Here is a 15337-nt window from a genome sequence, read left to right as displayed (position 1 = left end):
TGCCAAATGTCAGGGGACGGCGACAGCCGGTGTCAGTAGTCGCGACAAGAAATGTCAGTGGCTTGGGTTAGCGGGCGGCTGCAGCGGACGTCGTCGCTGAGGTTGGCGTGATGGGGCCGTTGTGGCGACGCGGTTGTTCCCCGAGGGTCAGATGGAGCGGTTGAAGTCGTTGCCAGACATCGGGACGGACGAGTTGATCCGGATCGTGGACCCGGGCCGGGGGCGTGGTCCAGCTCCGCTGGTCGTGCGGAAGGGTAGTTGGCATGACGAACACAGGTGCGGGCCCGGCCCGGACGAACGCGCGAGTTTTGTGGTCGGTAGGGACCGTGCTCGTCGCGAACGGCGCTCTGGTGACGGCGATCCTCTCTGGCCAGTTGCGTCAGGCCACCGGCGCAGGCGGCTGGTTCGTGCCGGTCGATTTTATGCTCGGCCCGGTCGGACTGGGCGCCCTCACGGTCGGGCTGGCCGTGGCACTGCCATTCGCGTGGCGTCAGCCCGCCACAGCCCGACCGCCCGTCACCGGGATCGGTCGGGGGATCGGGGCCACCGCGCTCGGTTGGGCACTCGCGTTCGGGCTCGACGTCGCCGCGGTGGTAGCCACCTGGTAGACGCTCTCCTGGTGGAAACCGCGACCACCGTGAGCGGTTAGACCCGCCCGCGTCGGCCGTTGAACACCTGCTCGGGCACAGACACGACCTCGTCGCCGATGGCGATCCGGTCGAACAATGATGGATCGAACTCCTCGCCCGGGCTCGGCATCGGTGACCACCCGTCCCAGGGGAGCGTCTCGACGTTGCTGAAGCGCGGTGATGTCGTGCACGACATCACCGGCCACGAAACCCGTCCCGACGGCCTGGCCCGGCAGCCCGAAGAGTTCGGGGTCCGCCTCGCCGCCACGCACCATCCGCCACGCGTCCACGGCGGTTCGGAACTGATCCCGCGGCATGTCCAGCGGGTCGCACTCGACGCCGAGCGCAGCCCGTTGCACCTCGGCGAGCGGGGCGTCAGCCAGCTTCCACCGTCCGCCCTCGGCATACTCGATCACCCAGTGGCGGCCTTGACATCGGTCCAGAACTCCGGGACGCCAACTTCAACACTCTGGTGAGAAGGCGGAGGCTGGCGATCCGGAGGAACACTCAAGACCTTGACGAGCCGATCCACATAGCGACCGCGACAACAAGGCGTGCCCGACTGCCCGCCGTCACCGGCCGGCGACAGGGTCACGGTCACTGTCGATCATGAAGGTGGGTGGGAGGCCGGCGCCGAGCCGAGCGGGTTCCGGCCATTCCTCCGGCGGCTGCTGATCGCCGCGGTGCTGGGTAGTGGGTTCGGGGGGGCCAGCCGGGCGAGGTCTGGTGTCGGGCACGTGCCGGCGGCGGGCCGGCCCCGCGCGGCGGCGCGGGCTGCAGCACGGCCGCCGCCTGCATGTGCGGTGGTGGCGGCCCAGGGGCTGCGGCCACGGGTGCACACCGGTGGCTGCGATGAGCGCGGCCGCCACTCGCTGCACTGCCCGACGGAGAGCATGCCGGTACGCACTGTCGCCGAGCCGGGCGCGGACCGGGCCGGGCCGGGCCGGCGGAGATTCCTCCAGCGGCGGGCGCGGTCGGGTCACTGCAGGCCGCCGGGCAGCGTGTAGGCGTTACCGGTCACATCCGGGTCCAGCGACGCGCTGGGAACGGCAGGCGTGCGCCCAGGAAAGCTGACGACGCGCTGCGAACGGCGGGCGTGCGCCCGGGAAAGCTGACGACGCGTTCCGGACGTTGGGCGAGCGCCCGGAAGCTGACGACGCACGCAGCCGGGGATGGCCGGACATGCGGAAGGCCCGCCGGGCGGGAACCCGACGGGCCTTCGTGGCGCATGCCGATCAGCGACCGGACTTGATCTCCTCGCGCTGGACCGGGCCGCCGACCGCCGGGGAGACCGGGATCTCGGCCGGCTTCTCGACGGGGTAGAAGAAGCCCTTGATCGCCGGAGCCAGGGCCCCGAGACGGTTCATCTTCTTCGGTACGACCCAGCCCGCGTACTCCAGCGGGATCGGGTGGCCGTGGTCGTCGACCGGGCCGAGCGGCTGGTGGACCTCGACGAACTGGCCGTTCGGCAGCCGCTTGATGATGCCGGTCTCGACACCGTGCGCCAGCACCTGGCGGTCGTGCTGCTGCAGACCGAGGCAGATGCGGACGGAGATGTAGTAGGCCAGCGGCGGCAGGATGACCAGGCCGATACGGCCGGCCCAGGTCATCGCGTTGAGGCTGACGTGGAACTTGTCGGCGATGACGTCGTTGGCGCCGGACAGCGTGGCGATGATGAAGAACGTCAGCGCCATCATGCCGATGCCGACGCGCTCCGGGTTGTCACGCGGCCGTTCCAGCAGGTGGTGGCTGCGCTTGTCCTTGAGCTTGCGGGCTTCCAGCCACGGGTACGCCATGGGCAGGGTGAACAGGGCCCCGAGGCCGACGACGGCCGGCCAGAACATCGGCGGGATGCTGTAACCGTCACCGATCGGGATGTAGATCTGCCAGTTCGGGGTGAGACGGACCAGGCCGTCCATGAACATGACGTAGAAGTCGGGCTGTGAGGCCGACGAGACCTCGGCCGCGCGGTACGGGCCGAACAGCCAGATCGGGTTGATCTGGAACACGCCGGCCATAAGCGCGATGACACCGAAGACGGCCATGAAGAAGCCGCCCTGCTTCATCGCGTAGCGCGGGAACATGCGCTCGCCGACCACGTTCTCGTTGGTGCGCAGCGGGCCGGGCCACTGGGTGTGCTTCTGCTTGAACACGATGCCCAGGTGGGCCGCGATCAGGCCGAGCAGGATGCCCGGGATGAGCAGCACGTGCGCGATGTAGAACCGGCCGATGATCAGCTCGCCCGGGAACTCGCCGCCGAAGATGGCGGCCGAGAGCCAGGTGCCGATGACCGGGAGGGTCAGCATGATCGCCGAGGCGATGCGCAGACCGGTGCCGGAGAGGCCGTCGTCGGGGAGCGAGTAACCGGTGAAGCCGGCGAAGAAGCCGAGGAGGAACAGCAGGACGCCGATCACCCAGTTGATCTCACGCGGCTTGCGGAACGCGCCGGTGAAGAAGACGCGCGCCATGTGCACGATGATCGACGCCATGAACAGCAGCGCCGCCCAGTGGTGCATCTGCCGCATGAAGAGACCACCGCGGACCTCGAACGAGAGGTTCAGCGAGGACTCGTACGCCGCGGACATCATGGTGCCGCGGAGCGCGAGGTAACTGCCGTCGTACTCCACCTCCTTCATCGACGGGTCGAAGAAGAGAGTGAGGAACACGCCACTGAGCAGCAGCACGATGAACGAGAACAGAGCGATCTCGCCCAGCAGGAACGACCAGTGGTCAGGGAAAACCTTGTTCAGCAGTCCACGTAGCGGGGTCGCGGCCTGAAAGCGGTCGTCGACTCCCTTGGCGAAAGTTTTGGGGGCCTCAGCGAGGTCCATCTTCCGGCGTTTCACGGCCGCTCCCAGAAGTCAGGTCCGACGACGTCTCTGAAGTCTTCCGCCGCCACGAAGTAGCCTTCCTCGTCCACTGTAAGCGGCAACATCGGCAGACGACGAGTCGCGGGTCCGAAAACCGGCTGGGCGTTGTCGGTGATGAGGAACTGCGACTGGTGGCACGGGCAGAGAAGACGGTTGGTCTGCTGCTCGTAGAGGCTGGCGGGGCAGCCCGCGTGCGTGCAGATCTTGGAGTACGCGACGTAGTTGCCGTACATCGAGCCCTTGTTGCGGCCGTTCTTGTCGGCGTCGGCGTTTCTCCGGGTCTCCTCCGCGTCGTCCGCCCGGAGGTGGATTAGCAGAGTCGGCGAGTCGGCGTAGTGGTTGGTGGCGCCGTGCGGGATGCCCGGGTAGACGGTCATCTGACCACCCGCGCTGACGTCGTCCGGCCGGATCGGGCTGCCGTCCTCACGGGTGAGGCGGACCGGCTTGTCGCCGTTCTTCGAGGGGTGGAACCCGGTCGTGTACATGATCGGGTGCTTGCCCTTGTGCGGGTCCTGGATCATGCCGCCGACCAGCGGGGCACCGACGGCCAGGCCGAGCGGGGCCGCGCCGAGGGCGATCGCGCCCTTGAGCAGCGGCCGGCGCTGCACGCCCAGCTCGTCGGCGACGTACATCATGGTCTGGCCGGTGATCAGGCGCTCCTCGTCGGAGGACGGGTCGCCGTGCCGCTGCTGGATGGACAGCTCGTGCGGCAACAGTTTCTTGGCCCAGGCCAGGATCGCGAAGCCGAGGGCCAGCAGGCCGAGGCCGAGGGTCACGCCCAGGATCGGCGTGTAGTAGTCGCTCAGCGTGTGGCCGAGCTCGAACTTCCACGGCCAGATGATGTAGAAGACCAGGAAGGCCAGGGTGAACAGGCCGGAGAGCAGGAACAGGAAGGAGATGTTGCGGACGACCCGCTTCTCCGCCTTCGAGTTGGACCCGTGGAACTGCGACTCGTACGTGACGATCTCGATGTCGTCGCGCCGCAGACCTTCCTTGACGATGTCGAACCGCGTCATGCGCGGGTCGTTGACGTCGACCGGTTCGCCGGCCGCGCCGTGTTGCGCCGTCATGACTTCCCCGCAATCCAGAGCGACGTGAAGACCAGGAGCGTGATGCCGACCAGGAAGATCGCCATGCCCTCGGTCGACGGGCCGTACCGGCCCAGGTTGAACAGGCCGCCCGGGTCCTTCTCCTGCTGGAGCTGGAGCTGGATGTACGTGATGATCTGCTTCTTCTGGTCCGGCGTGAGCTGGTTGTCACCGAAGACCGGCATGTTCTGCGGACCGCTGAGCATGGCGGCGTAGATCTCCTCCGCCGTCGGGTCGTGCAGGGCCGGGGCGAACTTGCCCGACGAGAGCGCGCCGCCGCCGCCGCCGAAGCCGTGGCAGGAGGTGCAGTTGACCCGGAAGAGCTCACCACCGCGGGCGAGGGCGTCCGGGTTGCTCTTGATGTCCTCGACGAGAGGGCCCTCGGGCAGCTCCGGGCCACCGCCGAGCTCCTGCACGTACTGCGCGAGCTGCTCGGTCTGGGCGTCGTCGAACTGCCGCGGCTTCTCCTCCGCCTGGGCCTCCTGGCGGGTCATCGGCATGCGGCCGGTGCCGACCTGGAACTCGACGGAGGCCGAGCCGACGCCGATCAGGCTCGGCCCACGCCCCTCGACACCCTGGCCGTCACGGCCGTGGCAGGTGATGCAGCTGGTGTCGTAGAGCGCCTTGCCCTCCTGTGCGACAGCGGAAAGCTGGACGTTGGGCTCGGCGAACGCGCCCGGGGCGAACGCGGTGTAGACGCCGCCGGCCAGAGCCAGGGCGGCGATCATGCGCACCGCCGCGCCGAGCCTCCGGCGCGCCCGGCTGGGCGTGCCGCGCCGCCGGGAGAACACCCGGGCGCGCCTGCGGGCGGGGGTGTCAGAAGTCATGGGCTATGTCCCTTGGGATTCGAACCTGATGCACGGCGGATTACGGGCGCGTCACTGAAGCCAATAGATCATGGCGAACAGAGCGATCCACACGACGTCCACGAAGTGCCAGTAGTACGACACGACGATCGCGGACGTGGCCTGGGCGGGAGTGAACCTACCCATCGTCGTCCGGATCATGTAGATGATGAAGGCGACCAGGCCGCCGGTCACGTGCAGACCGTGGAACCCGGTCGTCAGGTAGAACATCGACCCATAGCCGTCGCCGTTGATCTTGACGCCGTGGTGCACCAGGGTGACGTACTCGTTCACCTGACCGAGAACGAAGATCAGGCCCATCACGAACGTGATCGTGAACCACCGCCGCAGGGCGAACACGTCGCCCTTCTCCGCCGCGAAGACCCCGAGCTGGCAGGTCACCGACGAGAGCACCAGGATCACGGTGAACGTGGTGGCGTACGGGATGTTGAGATGTTCGGTGTTCTTCTCCCACTGCTCCGGCGCGGCTGCGCGGATGGAGAAGTACATCGCGAACAACGCCGCGAAGAACATGAGCTCGCTGGAGAGCCACACGATGGTCCCGACGCTGACCATGTTGGGTCGGGTCAGCGAGTGGATCCGGCTCTTGTCGATGGCTGCCGCAGTCACGGCCTCATTATTCATCCGAGATAGGCCCAAGGTCCGCCGGGGTCCCCAATCCGGCCAACTGGGAGGCCCGGAATATTCCGTGACCAGCCGGTAGGCCTAGCCTCGAGTGGTGCAGCTTCACGTTTTGCCCCCAATCGCGGCCGTCGGCGGGGATACTGAACTTCCTCCGTTCACCCCGGCGGCCTTCTTCACCGAGATGAACCTGGTCAGTCCAATCGCGTTGGGATTGCTGGTCGCCGCGTCGCTGTATCTGTACGGCGTGTGGCGCCTGCGGCAGCGTGGCGACCACTGGCCGCCCGGGCGGACGGTGGCCTTCCTCGCGGGTGGACTCGGGTCCGTCGCGGCGGTCACGGTGACCGGCATCGAGGCGTACGACACAGTTCTGATCTCGGTCCACATGGTTCAGCACATGGTGTTGTCCATGGTGGGCCCGATCTTCCTGGCCCTCGGCGCGCCGACCACCCTGGCCCTGCGGGTTCTCGGGCCGCAGCCGCGCAAGGCGCTGCTCGCCGTCCTGCACAGCCGTTACGTGCGGATCCTGACGTTCCCGCTGGTGGCGTTCGGGCTGTTCATCGCGAACCCGTTCGTCCTCTACTTCACCGGCGCCTACCGGCAGACCCTCGAACACGTGTGGGTGCACGAGTTCGTCCACTTCCACTTCATCGTCACCGGCTGCCTGTTCTTCTGGCCGCTGCTGGGCCTGGACCCGCTGCCGAACCGGTGGCCGTACCCCGGGCGGGCCCTGCTCATGGTGCTGAGCGTGCCGTTCCACACGGTGCTCGGCCTGACGATCATGCAGAGCACCACGCTGCTCGGCGGCGACTGGTACCCCAGCCTGGGCCTGAGCTGGCTCGATCCGAAGGCCGACCAGGTCACCGCGGGCGGCATCCTGTGGGCCGGCGGCGAGATCGTGAGCGTCACGATGCTCGGCATCCTGGTCGTCCAGTGGGTCCGCCAGTCGGAGCGCGAGGCCAGGCGGGTCGACCGTGCCCTGGACCGCGAGGAGGCCCGGACCGCCGCGGGCAAAGATGTGACCCGACCGGAACCCGACGCCGGGTAACAAGTTCGGTACGATCCCCCGGGACCTAGGACGTGAGGTGGGGCACAAGATGAGCGAGTACACCGTTCTGCTCTACAGCGATGACGCGGCGGTGCGAGACCGGATCCGGCTCGCCATCGGCTCGCGGCCCGCCGCTGATCTCAAGGTCGAGTTCGCGGAGGCCTCCACCTGGGAGGAATGCCGCCGCCTGCTCGACGAGTACGAGATCGACCTGATGATGCTCGACGGCGAGGCCAGCCCCGCCGGCGGTATCGGGATCGCTCGCCAGACCAAGGACGAGTATCTCAACCCCCCGCCCACCTGCGTCGTGATCGCCCGGGCCGCGGACCGCTGGCTTGCCGCGTACGCCCAGGTGGACGCGACCCTGGTGGCGCCGCTGGACCCGGTCACGACCGGGCAGACGGTCGCCGGGCTGCTCCGCGCCCGCCGGGACGGGGCGATCCCGCTGGGGACCTTGGGCACCATTCCCCGCTGACGTCGACAAACCGACACATAACCCCCTGGAGGCAGCGCCATGGGCGCACGCACCTGGCCCAATCTGACGAGCGCCCTGCTGCGTGGCGAGGAGCTCGCCACCGCGGACACCGCGTGGGCCATGGGCGAGATCATGTCCGGCAACGCGACACCGGTGCAGATAGCCGGGTTCGCGGTGGCGCTGCGGGCCAAGGGTGAGACTCCGGCGGAGCTGGCCGGCCTGGTCGAGGCGATGATCGCCAGCGCCACGCTGGTCAAGCTGCCGGAGGAGACCCGGACCCGTGCGGTCGACGTGGTCGGCACCGGCGGTGACCGGGCCAACACCGTGAACATCTCCACACTTGCGGCGATCGTCACGGCCTCCGCGGGAGTACCGGTGGTCAAGCACGGCAACCGGTCGGCCTCGTCGACGACCGGGTCCGCCGACCTGCTGGAGCACTTCGGCCTTCCGCTCGACCTGGGCCCGGCCGGCGTGGCCCGGTCGGTCGCCGAGGCGGGTATCGGCTTCTGCTTCGCGGCCCGCTACCACCCCGGCATGCGGCACGCCGCGGTCACCCGTCGTGAGCTGGGCGTGCCCACGTTCTTCAACGTGCTCGGCCCGCTGACAAACCCGGCCCGGCCCACCTCGGCGATGGTCGGGTGCTTCGACCCCCGGATGGCACCGGTGATGGCCGAGGTGTTCGCCCAGCGCGGCGACTCGGCGCTGGTGGTGCGCGGCGAGGACGGCCTGGACGAGTTCACCACGGCGGCGCCCACGCGGGTCTGGATGGCCCGCGACGGCAAGGTGGAGGAGTTCCTGCTCGACGCCGTGGAGCTGGGCCTGGCACGCAGCCGGCCGGCCGATCTGCGGGGCGGCGAGGTGGCGTTCAACGCCGAGGTGGCTCGCCGGCTGTTCGCCGGTGAGCACGGTCCCGTCCGGGACGCGGTGCTGCTCAACGCGGCCGGTGCGTTCGCGGCGCAGAGCGGCTTCCCCGGTGACTTCAGGGACACGCTGCGGGCCGGGATCGACCGGGCCGCCGGGGCGATCGACTCCGGCGCCACGGCCGCTCAGCTGGACCGCTGGGTGGCTGCCGCTCAGGCCGCCAAGGCCGCCGAGTAATCGCGATTCTGTTCAACACGCCGCTTCGAATGCCCGACAACGCCCGATTCACATGACAATGTCCTGAAGGACATTCGGGTAATTACCCCTTCCCTGAAGGAGACACCCGTGCAGGAACGCGAACTCCGATGCGTCCTCTGCGACGGCGACATGCTCTTCGAGGTGCCGCCCTGCGAGGACGGGCACGACGAGTGCCCCGAGCTGGTCTGCACCCGCTGCGGCGCCGCCGAGGTGGTCGCCCCGATCGTCGTACACCTCTGGATGCCCGGTAAGGGCCGGCGGATCGCTCCCGCCCAGCGCACCGCGGCCTGAACCACCGAACGTCAGCCTGAACACCGAGCGTGCGGGGTCCGGGTGCCGAGCGCACCCGGGCCCCGCACGCTGAGGCGACAAAGCAGAAGGCCCGCACCTCATCGAGGTGCGGGCCTTCTGGACGTTCAGCTCAGAGGTGAGCTTCCGGGTGACGGGTGCCCGAGTAGTACTCGAAGAGCAGGCCGCACGAGGCGATGATCACGGAGACCAGGCCGAAGGCCAGCAGCCACCACATCCAGAACACCAGGCCGAGACCGGCCACGGCCGCCGCGAGGGCGATACCGAAGGGCCAGTAGCTGCCCGGGCTGAAGAAGCCGACCTCGCCGGCGCCCTCGGCGATCTCGCCGTCCTCCCGGTCCTCCGGCCGCAGGTCGATACGGCGGGCCACGAACCAGAAGAAGCCGGCGCACATCGTGCAGAGCAGACCGGAAAGGATCAGGGCGACGACGCCGACCCACTCGACGCCACCACGGAAACCGGCCGCGTCGGCGTCGGTACCCGAGATGTTGCCGGTGTTGAGGGTGTACACGCCGTAGACGGCGGCCGCGGCGAAGAGGAATGCGGCGACCGCGGCGAAGATTTTGTACTCGGTCCTCACGTCGACAGTCCTACTTCCCTGCGGCTGTGGTCTCGGGCTGGTTCCAGGTGTTCGCCTGGCGCCGGGTGTTGAACGGGGAGGTCTTGGTCGCATACACCTCGTCGCCGGTGTAGCCGATCGCCCCCATCGCCTCCTGGGTCGACGAACCCGCCTTCTTGGCCGCGATGAACTGGTCGAACTTCTCCGGCGAGACCACGACCAGCTCGAAGTTCATGAAGGCGTGGTACGTGCCGCACAGCTCGGCGCACCGGCCGACGTAGCGGCCCTCCTTGTCGAGGGTCACCTCGAACACGTTGCGCACGTTGCCGGGGAACACGTCCCGCTTGAACAGCATCTCGGGCACCCAGAACGAGTGGATGACGTCCCTGCTGGTCTCCTCGAACCGGATCTTCTGGCCGACCGGCAGCACCAGCAGCGGGATCACGTCGGACGAACCGACGGTCGAGGCGACCGTCCCGGCGTCCTTGCCCATCCCGTCGCGGTAGTTGAACTGCCAGTTCCACTTGAACGCGACGACCTCGACGACCTGGTCGGGGTTCTTCGACAGCTTGTCGACGTTGGTCTGCACGATCGCCGTGTAGTAGAAGAGCACCGCGACGATCAGGACCGGCGTGACCGTGTAGAGAATCTCCATCGGCATGTTGAACCGGGTCTGCACCGGCAGCTCGTCGCCGCGCTTGCGATACCGGATCACGCACCAGAAGATCAGACCCCACACACCGAAACCGACCGCGAGAGCCGCGATCGTCGACGCGATCCACAGGTCATACATCTCATGGGCCTGCAGGGTGATGCCGTTGCTCGGCCAGCCGAAGTGGCCGAAAGCATCTCCCCAGTCCGCGATCGAACAGCCCGAGAGCAGCGTCAGCAGCGTCGCGCCGCCGAGACCCAGCCCGGCCGCCCGGCCAACTGCCCGCGGCCTCGTGGCCGAACTCCTTGCGCCCACCTGCTTCTGCCTCCTTAGCAGCGCCGCCTGCCGAAACCGGACACCTGGCGGCAAGGCTCACCGACGGTCGCACACTACTCGACCAAGAACGGCCCGCTCCCCACCGGGGGCACCGTCGCGGAAAACACCCGGACAACCGGACGATACCGTTCCCTGTGTGGATTACACAGGCGATCCGGCCGGGGCGCCCGCTTACCTGGACGCCGCCACCGCGGCACCCCTGCATCCGGTGGCACGCGAGGCGCTGATGGCCGCCCTCGCCGACGGCTGGGCCGACCCGGCACGGCTCTACGCGGCCGGGCGGCGGGCGAGGCAGTTGCACGACGCGGCCACCGCGGTGGTCGCCGAGGTTCTGGGCGTACGCCCGGACGAGGTCACCTTCTGGCCGTCCGGCACCGCGGCGGCGCAGGCGGCGGTGCTCGGCGGTCTCGGCGGCCGGAAACGTGCCGGCCGCACGCTTGTCCACTCGGCGATCGAGCACTCGTCGGTCCTGCACGCGGCCCGCACCACCGAGGTCGTGGAGGTGGGTGTGGACCGGCTGGGCCGGCTCGACCTGGACGCCTGGGCCACCGCGGTCAGTGGTGCCGGCGTGGCCCTGGCGAGCCTGATCGGCGCCAGTCACGAAGTCGGAACGATGCAGCCGGTGACGGCCGCGGCCGGGTTCTGCGCCGACGCGGGGGTGCCGCTCTTCGTGGACGCGGCCCAGATCGCCGGCCGGGCGCCGCTGCCCAGCGGCTGGTCGCTGCTGAGCGCGAGCGCGCACAAGTGGGGCGGCCCGCCCGGCGTGGGCGTGCTGGTCGTCCGCAAGGGTGTGCGCTGGCTCTCCCCGTACCCGCAGGATGATCTTTATCGCCCCGGCAGCCCGGGCACGCTCGCCCTGCCGGAAGTCGTCGCTGCGGCCGCGAGCCTGCGCGCCGCGGCCGGTGAGGCCCGGGCAGAGGCGGCGCGGCTGAGCCCGCTCGTGGACCGGATCCGGGAACGGGTCGCGGCCACCGTGCCGGACGTGGAGATCGTCGGCGACCCGGTGGACCGGCTGCCGCATCTGGTGACCTTCAGCTGCCTGTACGTGGACGGGGAGGCGCTGCTGCACGCTCTGGACCGCCGCGGGTTCGCCGTCTCGTCCGGTTCGTCGTGCACGTCCTCCACGCTGCGGCCCAGTCACGTGCTGGAGGCGATGGGCGTGCTCAGTCACGGCAATGTGCGCGTGTCACTGCACCGTGACACCACCGAGACGGACGTGGAGCGGTTCCTGGCCGTGCTGCCGGAGCTGGTGGCCGGCATCCGGAAGGAGGCCGGGATGTGATCACCCTGGACTGCCGTGGCCTGCGCTGCCCGATTCCGGTGATCCGGCTGGCCAAGGCGATGCCGGGCGTCGCGGTCGGCGAGATCGTACGGGTGCTCGCCGACGACCCGGCCGCGGCCGGCGACATCCCCGCGTGGTGCCGGATGAAGGGCCAGGAGTTCGTCGCGGCCGACGGCCACGCCTACGACGTGCGCAGGATCACCTGAACCGGCTGGCTCGGCGGACGATCATCTCGTACCCGGGTGCCATCTCACCGGCGGCCGTCGTCGAGGTACTCGATCACCCGGGGGACCGGGTCCTTGGCCAGGTGGGTGTCGACGACCAGGCGCGGGCCCAGGTAGGGCTCGTACTCGACCTGCCGCTCCAGGACCCGCACCCAGTCCGGGACGCCCTCGTGGTCTCGGGTCTGGTAACGCTCCTCGACCCGGCGGCGGTGCTCCGCGTCGTCGCCGCAGACCACCTCCACCACGCGGAGCGGCACCTGCATCCGGTCGGCGAGATCGGTCCACAGCTCCCGCGCCGACTTGACCGGATTGACCGCGTCGATGATCACGTGGTGACCGATTCTGATTTGCTCCTCGGCGACCGCGGCGACCACTCCGTAGGCCGCGAAGCCGGGCCGCGGCTCGTGCACCCCGTACCGCTGCAGAGTGAAGTCGACCGTGTCGACGGCGAGGACCGCCGCGGGCAGCTCGGCTGCGACCGCGGCGGCCAGAGTGCTCTTGCCGACTCCGGGGAGACCGGCGAAAACCGCTAGAACCATGACTTGAGGTCTACGCCCTCACGCCGGGAGGAAGGGTGCGATCTCGGCAGCCGCCTCTTCGCCGTACGCCTCGGCCAGCCGCTTGCTGAAGTCTGCGGCCCTGATGTCGTACTCCTGGGTGCCGACCGTCTCGAGCACCAGTGCCGCGACCAGCGAGCCCACCTGCGCGGCCCGCTCGAGCCCCAGACCCCACGACACGGCCGCGAAGAAACCGGCCCGGAAGCCGTCGCCGACACCCGTCGGGTCCTCGCCGATCACACCGGGGATGACCGGCACGTGGATGCGCTCGATGTCCCGTCCGGTGATCTCCACGCCGTCCTTGCCGAGCGTGGTGACCCGCACCCGGACCTGCTCGAGCACCTGCTCGCCGGTGAGGCCGGCCTTGGTCTCCAGCAGGGACCGCTCGTACTCGTTGGTCATCAGGAACTCAGCGCCGCTGATCAGGCTCAGCACGTCGGAGCCGTCCATCCGGGCGAGCTGCTGCGACGGGTCGGCGATGAACCGGTAACCACGCTCCCGGCACTCCTGCGAGTGACGGATCATGGCGGCCGGGTCGTTCGCGCCGACCAGCACCAGGTCGAGGCCGCCGGCCCGCTCGTGCACCGGAGCCAGCTCGATGTTGCGCGCCTCGGACATCGCCCCCGCGTAGAACGAGGCGATCTGGTTCAGGTCGTCGTCGGTGGTGCAGACGAACCGGGCGGTGTGCGCCACATCGCTGACGTGCACCGAGTCGCAGTCGACGCCGTGCCGCTCCAGCCACGACCGGTAGTCGGCGAAGTCCGCACCGACCGCACCCACCAGGATCGGCCGCAGACCCAGCTTGGCCATGCCGAACGCGATGTTCGGAGCCACGCCGCCCCGCCGGACCACCAGATCGTCGACGAGGAAGGAGAGCGAGACCTTGTGCAACTGGTCCGCGATGAGCTGCTCGGCGAACTTGCCGGGGAAGTGCATCAGGTGGTCGGTGGCGATCGAGCCGGTGACGGCGATCTTCATTTCGGCCCTCGGGGGTCGGGAAACAGGGGGCGTTACGGGTTGAGACTACCGGTCGGTTACAGCAGACAGGCCGTCCCGTTAACGGGACGGCCTGTCTGCTTGTCGCTGTGGAGCGGTTCGGTGCTGTGGCTCAGTGGAAGGAGTCACCGCAGGCGCAGGAGTTCTGCGCGTTCGGGTTGTCGATCGTGAAGCCCTGAGCGTCGATGCGGTCGGCGAAGTCGATGGTCGCGCCCGCCAGGTAGGGAGCGCTCATCCGGTCCACCACGACCTCGACGCCGTCGAAGTCGCTGACGACATCCCCGTCGAGGGAACGCTCGTCGAAGAAGAGCTGGTAACGCAGGCCGGAACAGCCACCGGGCTGTACGGCGATGCGCAGGCGCAGGTCGTCGCGCCCTTCCTGCTCGATCAGGGCCTTGACCTTCACCGCGGCGACGTCGGTGAGGTTGATGCCGGACGGGGCAGTCGCCTCGGTCGACTCGGTGTGCGCTTCAGTGGTCACTTAGGTATCTCCCTGCCAGGTGCGGTCATGTGCCGTACCAGGCAACGCTAACCCCAATCCCTCCGATTCCCAATCCGGGGGAACACAGATCACGCCCCTGCCTGGCGGCTCCACTGCCCGGCCAGGCGTGTTGCGAGTTCTCGCAGGCCACGGGCCGGTTCGGCGAGCGCGGTCTCGACGTTGCCGAAATGCTCCACGAGAGTGTGCGTCTCGGTCACCCCGGCGGCCGCGGCCTCCCGCTGGCCGGTCTCGTTGCGTCCGGCCAGCACCACACAGGGCAGACCGCGGTCCCGGGCACCGGCCGCGATCCCGGCCACCACCTTGCCGCGCAGCGACTGGTGATCGAAGGAACCCTCGCCGGTGATCACCAGGTCGGCGGCGTCGAGCTCGGCGTCCAGGCCGATCAGATTCGTGACCAGGTTGATACCCGAGGTCACCCGGCCACCGAGCGCGATGAGCGCGGCGCCGATCCCGCCGGCCGCTCCCCCACCCGGCTGCAGGGCCAGATCCTTGAGGTCGAAGGCCTGCTCCAGGACACCGGCGAAGTGCTCCAGCGCCGCGTCCAGCAGGAGCACGTCCTCGCGGGAGGCGCCTTTCTGCGGGCCGAACACGTTGCTGGCGCCGTGCAGGCCGGTCAGCGGGTTGTCGACGTCGGTCGCGGCCACCAGGCGAACCTGCCGCAGCTGCGGGACCCCGCCCAGCGAGACCGCGCCGCTCAGGGCCGCACCGCCGTACGGCAGGGCGTATCCGGCCACGTCGAGCGGAGCCGCACCGAGAGCGGCGAGCATCCCGGCGCCGGCGTCGTTGACGGCCGAGCCACCGAGACCGACGACGACCTCGGCCGCCCCGGACTCCACCGCCGCGGCGATCAGCAGGCCCAGGCCGTACGACGTGGTGGTCCTCGGGTCTCGTTCCTCCGGCGTCAGCAGGTGCAGGCCGCACGCCTGCGCGCTCTCGACGTAGGCGACGCCGGCGGCCAGCAGGATCTCGCCGCGGGCCGGGCGGCCCAGCGGGTCGACCGTCTCGACCGGGATGCGCCGGCCGTCCAGCGCGGCGGCCAGGACCTCGACGAAGCCGGGGCCGCCGTCGGCGAGCGGACGCTGGACGAGGACGTCACCGGGGGCGGACCAGCCGTCCGCGACGGCACGGGCGACCTCAGGGGCGGAAAGGGTGCCGGCGAACTTGTCCGGACAGATCAGTACGCGCACCCCGCGAGTGTGGCAGC

General features: G+C 69.3%; 18 protein-coding genes. 8 read left to right on the top strand and 10 right to left on the bottom strand.

Annotated elements, in window-relative coordinates:
• The first annotated feature begins 326 nt into the window (after positions 1-326).
• Positions 327-608 carry a hypothetical protein gene (locus tag AB0G04_RS30700; RefSeq protein WP_360989637.1) on the top strand — a complete coding sequence of 94 codons (282 nt, stop codon included), beginning with the start codon at positions 327-329 and terminating at the stop codon, positions 606-608.
• 98 nt (positions 609-706) lie between these two features.
• Positions 707-1105 (top strand): hypothetical protein, encoded by a 399-nt coding sequence (locus tag AB0G04_RS30695; RefSeq protein WP_360989634.1) that lies wholly within the window; start codon positions 707-709, stop codon positions 1103-1105.
• A 759-nt stretch (positions 1106-1864) separates the two neighbouring features.
• Here AB0G04_RS30695 and AB0G04_RS30690 read toward each other — a convergent pair.
• Genes AB0G04_RS30690 through AB0G04_RS30675 form a run of 4 tightly spaced genes read right to left on the bottom strand, consistent with a single transcriptional unit; the run spans position 1865 to position 6062 of the window.
• On the bottom strand, positions 1865-3475 hold the full coding sequence (locus tag AB0G04_RS30690) for a ubiquinol-cytochrome c reductase cytochrome b subunit (protein ID WP_360989632.1): 1611 nt from the start codon (positions 3473-3475) through the stop codon (positions 1865-1867).
• Positions 3472-4569: a Rieske 2Fe-2S domain-containing protein gene (locus AB0G04_RS30685; protein WP_360989629.1), complete on the bottom strand. Its 1098-nt coding sequence runs from the start codon at positions 4567-4569 to the stop codon at positions 3472-3474. Before AB0G04_RS30685 ends, AB0G04_RS30690 begins: the two co-directional genes overlap by 4 nt.
• Positions 4566-5414 carry a c-type cytochrome gene (locus tag AB0G04_RS30680; protein WP_360989626.1) on the bottom strand — a complete coding sequence of 283 codons (849 nt, stop codon included), beginning with the start codon at positions 5412-5414 and terminating at the stop codon, positions 4566-4568. The genes AB0G04_RS30685 and AB0G04_RS30680 overlap by 4 nt, the downstream gene beginning before the upstream one ends.
• Before the next feature lie 51 nt (positions 5415-5465).
• Positions 5466-6062, bottom strand: coding sequence for a heme-copper oxidase subunit III (locus AB0G04_RS30675; protein WP_360989624.1), 597 nt, complete (start codon positions 6060-6062; stop codon positions 5466-5468).
• Between the two features lie 133 nt (positions 6063-6195).
• On the opposite strand from AB0G04_RS30675, the gene AB0G04_RS30670 reads away from it, so the two are divergent.
• The 4 genes from AB0G04_RS30670 (at position 6196) to AB0G04_RS30655 (ending at position 9007) form a co-directional block, all read left to right on the top strand.
• Positions 6196-7122, top strand: a complete 927-nt coding sequence (locus tag AB0G04_RS30670) for a cytochrome c oxidase assembly protein (protein WP_360989839.1) — start codon at positions 6196-6198, stop codon at positions 7120-7122.
• Positions 7123-7171: 49 nt separating this feature from the next.
• Entirely contained in the window at positions 7172-7597 is a 426-nt protein-coding gene (locus tag AB0G04_RS30665) for a hypothetical protein (RefSeq protein ID WP_360989621.1), read from the top strand.
• A gap of 39 nt (positions 7598-7636) precedes the next feature.
• Complete coding sequence (gene trpD, locus AB0G04_RS30660) at positions 7637-8695, top strand: anthranilate phosphoribosyltransferase (RefSeq protein WP_360989619.1); 1059 nt, start codon at positions 7637-7639, stop codon at positions 8693-8695.
• A 108-nt stretch (positions 8696-8803) separates the two neighbouring features.
• The gene (locus AB0G04_RS30655; protein ID WP_360989616.1) at positions 8804-9007 is read left to right on the top strand and encodes a hypothetical protein; all 204 of its coding nucleotides are present in this window, start codon (positions 8804-8806) and stop codon (positions 9005-9007) included.
• Positions 9008-9137: 130 nt separating this feature from the next.
• Here AB0G04_RS30655 and AB0G04_RS30650 read toward each other — a convergent pair whose 3' ends face one another.
• Together AB0G04_RS30650 and coxB are read right to left on the bottom strand one after the other, a co-directional pair.
• A complete protein-coding gene (locus tag AB0G04_RS30650; protein ID WP_360989613.1) occupies positions 9138-9605 on the bottom strand; it encodes a cytochrome c oxidase subunit 4 in 468 nt (155 codons plus the stop codon).
• A 10-nt stretch (positions 9606-9615) separates the two neighbouring features.
• Positions 9616-10551 carry a cytochrome c oxidase subunit II gene (gene coxB, locus AB0G04_RS30645; protein WP_360989610.1) on the bottom strand — a complete coding sequence of 312 codons (936 nt, stop codon included), beginning with the start codon at positions 10549-10551 and terminating at the stop codon, positions 9616-9618.
• Between the two features lie 157 nt (positions 10552-10708).
• Here coxB and AB0G04_RS30640 point away from each other — a divergent pair, with 157 nt between their 5' ends.
• On the top strand, positions 10709-11854 hold the full coding sequence (locus tag AB0G04_RS30640) for an aminotransferase class V-fold PLP-dependent enzyme (RefSeq protein WP_360989607.1): 1146 nt from the start codon (positions 10709-10711) through the stop codon (positions 11852-11854).
• Positions 11851-12060, top strand: a complete 210-nt coding sequence (locus AB0G04_RS30635; RefSeq protein WP_360989604.1) for a sulfurtransferase TusA family protein — start codon at positions 11851-11853, stop codon at positions 12058-12060. Before AB0G04_RS30640 ends, AB0G04_RS30635 begins: the two co-directional genes overlap by 4 nt.
• Positions 12061-12104: 44 nt before the next feature.
• On the opposite strand, the gene AB0G04_RS30630 is transcribed toward AB0G04_RS30635, so the two are convergent.
• From AB0G04_RS30630 to AB0G04_RS30615, 4 genes are all read right to left on the bottom strand, one after another.
• The gene (locus tag AB0G04_RS30630) at positions 12105-12617 is read right to left on the bottom strand and encodes an AAA family ATPase (protein ID WP_360989601.1); all 513 of its coding nucleotides are present in this window, start codon (positions 12615-12617) and stop codon (positions 12105-12107) included.
• An 18-nt stretch (positions 12618-12635) separates the two neighbouring features.
• Entirely contained in the window at positions 12636-13613 is a 978-nt protein-coding gene (locus AB0G04_RS30625) for a carbohydrate kinase family protein (protein ID WP_360989598.1), read from the bottom strand.
• 130 nt (positions 13614-13743) lie between these two features.
• A complete protein-coding gene (gene erpA / locus AB0G04_RS30620) occupies positions 13744-14112 on the bottom strand; it encodes an iron-sulfur cluster insertion protein ErpA (protein ID WP_109592071.1) in 369 nt (122 codons plus the stop codon).
• Positions 14113-14201: 89 nt separating this feature from the next.
• Positions 14202-15320: a glycerate kinase gene (locus tag AB0G04_RS30615; RefSeq protein ID WP_360989595.1), complete on the bottom strand. Its 1119-nt coding sequence runs from the start codon at positions 15318-15320 to the stop codon at positions 14202-14204.
• Positions 15321-15337: the final 17 nt, after the last annotated feature.

Origin of the sequence: Actinoplanes sp. NPDC023801 (assembly GCF_040639655.1) — a bacterium.
Classification (GTDB): domain Bacteria; phylum Actinomycetota; class Actinomycetes; order Mycobacteriales; family Micromonosporaceae; genus Actinoplanes.
The sequence above is the reverse complement of the archived record's forward strand: the minus strand, read 5'-3'. Positions and strand labels throughout refer to the sequence as shown.